The organism is Nonomuraea lactucae (genome assembly GCF_003313395.1).
GTDB classification, from domain to species: Bacteria; Actinomycetota; Actinomycetes; order Streptosporangiales; family Streptosporangiaceae; genus Nonomuraea; species Nonomuraea lactucae.
In genome coordinates this window covers 1-2486 of the sequence record NZ_QNFZ01000623.1, presented here as the reverse complement: position 1 = coordinate 2486, position 2486 = coordinate 1, and the positions used below count along the sequence as shown (strand labels likewise).

The window sequence follows — 2486 nt, the reverse complement described above, 5'->3', positions numbered from 1 at the left end:
CTGCGCGGCCGTCGCGGGCGCGTCGCGCAGGCCGGGGGAGAGCGCGGCGGCGGCCTTCAGCCGGGCCGTGGCGGCGACCTCCTCAAGCCCCATCTCCCGCAGCGCCGCCGGCACCCCGGACAGGAACAGCGCCTCCGCCTCGGCCCGGTCGAGCCCGGTCAGCCGGGTACGGTAGCCGTCGAGCAGCCGGTAGCCGCCGCGGCGCCCCCGGTCGGCGTAGACCGGGATGCCCGACTCCGACAGGGCGAGCACGTCGCGGTGGACGGTGCGCTCCGACACCTCGAGTTCCCTGGCCAGCTCGGCCGCCGTCATCCCGCCCCGGTTCTGCAGCAGCAGCACCAGCGACATCAGTCTCGCGGCGCGCACAGCGGCATCACCACGGCGGACGGGTGGTCGGGGGAGTGGAGCACCTCGACGTCGGCGGGCACCATCGTGCCCGGGTTGCGGGCGATCGTCGGGTAGGCGCCGGCCGCCACGTGCACCCGGATGCGATGGCCGCGCCTGAACCGGTGCCCGATCGGCCACAGGTCCACCATCGCCCGCCGCACACCGCCCGGCGTCTCGGGACCCAGCCGCCGCACGCCCTCGCTGAGGTTCAGCGACCTGCCGCCGGGGTGCACGTCGCACACCCGTACGACCACGTCCAGGCAGGGCGTGCTGGACCTGACGAACACCTCGGCGGAGACCGGGCCGATCATCTCCACGTCCGAGCGGAGCGGGGGCGAGCTGTAGACCAGCACGTCACGCCGCGCCTCCAGGCGCCGCTGGTCGCGCGGCCGGGAGTCGGCCAGGAGCACGGGCCCGCCGATGGCCGGCGTGGGATGGGCGGGGTGGTAGCGGAACCGGTCCGGCCCGGCCTCGGTCGGCGCCTCCACGCCCAGCCCGAACCCGTGCTGGAGGTGCCAGCGCCCCTGGCGCGTGCCCGGCACCGGCCAGTCGGGGTAGTCGCGCCACTCCTCGGCGCCCGTCACGTACAGCCGCACCGGGGCGGCCCGCAGCGCGGAGGCGTCGCCCAGCAGGTGGGCGCGGAACCAGTCCAGCCCCTCGGCCAGCGCCGGCCGGCCGTGCCGGGCGTCCACGTGGTACCACGGCCCGATCGTCAGGTACGGGCGGCGCCCGGCCGCCCGCATCGCCTCGTAGTCCTTGAGCTGCCACGGCAGGAACACGTCGTACCAGCCGCCGAGCATCGTGACCGCGGCCTCCACCTCGCCCACCCTCGGCGAGAAGTCGCGTTTGTCCCAGTACGGCACCGCCGGGTCGGCGTGATGGGTGAGCAGGTCCCGGTAGAAGGGGAGCGGGCGGCCCGCCGACACCAGGTCCAGCTCGGCCACCGGCCGCCCCGACAGCCCCGACAGCACGGCCCTCCGGGTCAGCCGGGGCGCCGTCAGCACCGCCGTCCCGCCGAAACGGCGCGACATCACGTCGGTCAGCGTGGTCCAGCTCAGCGCCGACTCCAGCGCGAACGCGCCGCCCACGTAAGCGGCGTCCCTGAACTGGGAGGCGGTGATCTGCGTGGCCATGGCCTTCAGGTCGGGCCCGGCGTCGGCGGCGATGGCCCACTGCGTGTAGCCGAGGTAGGAGGGCCCGAACATCGCGAACGACCCCCCGTACCACGGCTGGCGGCGCATCCAGGCCACGGTGGCCAGGCCGTCGTCGTGCTCGTCGGCCAGCGGGTCGAGCAGCCCTCCGGAGCCGAACCCGCCGCGGCAGCTCTGGATCACCACCTGGAGTCCGTGCCGGGCGAACCCCCGTCCGTACAGCCAGCCGAACAGTCCCCGCCGGCCGTACGGTGAGCGGACGAGGACCACCGGCGGCGCGGCCACCCCCACGGGCGCGTAGTGGTCGGCCAGCAACGTCACGCCGTCGGGCATCGGAACCGGGAGGTCACGCTGGAGCCGCACGCGTCGCATTACCTACCAGTAACAGATGCGCCGGGCATGCGATAGACCGGACGCGCGGGGCGCCCCGGCCGGGACCCGGCACGGTCAGCTGTAGTGCAGGTAGCGGGGCCACGCGACGCTCCACGGCTGGTTGAGGCCGCGGCAGAGGAACACCGGCATCCCTCGCAGCTCGTTGTCGACGCCGGCGGCGTTGGTGACCCGGGCCTTCTCCTCGCAGCCGCCGTACTGGAAGGCCATGGCGCGCGGGCCGATGTTCACGGCCACCGCCACGGTGCCGGTCTCGGGCGGCGGGCCGTAGGCGTGGAGCTGGTTGTGGCCGCTGTAGACGCGCGGGACGCCCGCCCGCGCCAGCGCGCCGTGCTCGCCGTACGAGCCGGTCAGCACGATCGCCCGCGCCCGATCCTCTGGCGGGAGCCCGTCGAGGACCCGGCGCACCGCGGCGGTGAACTCGGGCCAGCCGACCGACTCGCGCGCCACCTCGTTGATCGCGGGGACCGGCGTGGCGGCCAGGGCGCCCGCGGGGATCAGCGGCAGCGCGATCACCGCGCAGAGCGCGCCGTTGGCGGCGAGCGCGACGGCCGCCGG

3 protein-coding genes are annotated in these 2486 nt (G+C 75.4%); all 3 read right to left on the bottom strand.

Going from position 1 to position 2486, the window contains the following annotated elements; translation table 11 throughout:
- The coding region (locus DQW85_RS24400) for a helix-turn-helix transcriptional regulator (RefSeq protein ID WP_113702356.1) at positions 1-366 on the bottom strand (366 nt) is incomplete at its 3' end.
- Positions 348-1910, bottom strand: coding sequence for a CocE/NonD family hydrolase (locus DQW85_RS24395; protein ID WP_205315371.1), 1563 nt, complete (start codon positions 1908-1910; stop codon positions 348-350). The genes DQW85_RS24400 and DQW85_RS24395, both read right to left, overlap by 19 nt.
- A 75-nt stretch (positions 1911-1985) precedes the next feature.
- Positions 1986-2486: hypothetical protein (locus tag DQW85_RS24390; RefSeq protein ID WP_240197398.1), on the bottom strand; the 501-nt coding region annotated here is incomplete at its 5' end.

Bases quoted from the DNA above. Each gene is read 5' to 3' on its own strand.
- DQW85_RS24395 (WP_205315371.1), bottom strand. From the start codon at position 1,910: ATGCGACGCGTGCGGCTCCAGCGTGACCTCCCGGTTCCGATGCCCGAC.